The following is a 1055-nucleotide window of genomic DNA, read 5'->3' on the forward strand; positions in this document are numbered from 1 at the left end:
CCGCTCCGTATCGGCTAAGGGCAGGGACAAATAAATTGCCACCCGGACCGCCGCCAAAAATGACTGCCAAGACCAAGCCAAAGCCGCTGTTCCTCGGGATCGACACCGGCGGCACCTATACCGATGCCGTGCTGTGGTCTGAAACGGAAGGCCCGCAAGAAGGGCCGAACAAGGGCAAGGTGTTGGCCAAGGCCAAGGCGCTGACCACAAGGCATGATCTGGCCGTCGGCATTTCCGGTGCCGTCGATGCGGTGCTGCAGAAAGCCGGAACCGATCCGGCTCATATCAAGCTGGTCTCGATGTCGACGACGCTTGCCACCAACGCGCTGGTCGAGGGCCAAGGCGGCCGTGTCGCGCTGGTGATGATCGGCTTTTCCGAGGGCGACCTCGCCCGCGACGGGCTGAAGGCCGCGCTGGGCACCGATCCGGTGGTTTTTTGTCCGGGCGGCCACGACGTGCACGGCAATGCCGCCAGGCTCGACCTCTCTGGGCTGGAAGCGATGCTGCCGGAACTCGGCGCGTCGGTGTCCGGTTTTGCCGTCTGCGCCTATTTTGCCACCCGCAATCCGGCGCATGAGATCGCCGCCCGCGAGCTGATCCGCGAGAAGACAGGCCTGCCGGTCACATCGAGCCACGAGTTGTCGGCCAAGCTCGGCGGCCCGCGCCGGGCGCTGACCACTTTGCTCAACGCCAGGCTGATCTCGATGATCGACCGCCTGGTGGCGGCAACCGAAGGTTTTCTTGGAGAACGCAACATCGCGGCACCGCTGATGGTGGTGCGCGGCGATGGCGCGCTGGTTTCGGCCGCTTTTGCCCGCCAGCGACCGATCGAGACCATCCTGTCCGGCCCGGCCGCCAGCCTGGTCGGCGCCCGCCACATGACCGGGCTCGACAATGCTGTGGTGTCCGACATCGGCGGCACCACCACCGACGTCGCCGTGCTCGACGGCGGCCGTCCCAGGCTCGATCCGGAAGGCGCCACCGTCGGCGGCTTCCGCACCATGGTCGAGGCCGTCGCCATGCGCACCTTCGGCCTCGGCGGCGATTCCGAAGTG

General features: G+C 66.6%; 1 protein-coding gene. It reads left to right on the plus strand.

The genetic code is table 11. From position 1 onward, the window contains the following. Positions 1 to 59: 59 nt before the first annotated feature. Positions 60 to 1055, plus strand: a 996-nt coding sequence (locus tag EOC06_RS42040) for a hydantoinase/oxoprolinase family protein (RefSeq protein ID WP_245469424.1), incomplete at its 3' end; no start/stop codon positions are given.

This window comes from Mesorhizobium sp. M7A.F.Ca.MR.362.00.0.0 (assembly GCF_004023175.1).
In the GTDB taxonomy this organism is placed as follows: domain Bacteria; phylum Pseudomonadota; class Alphaproteobacteria; order Rhizobiales; family Rhizobiaceae; genus Mesorhizobium.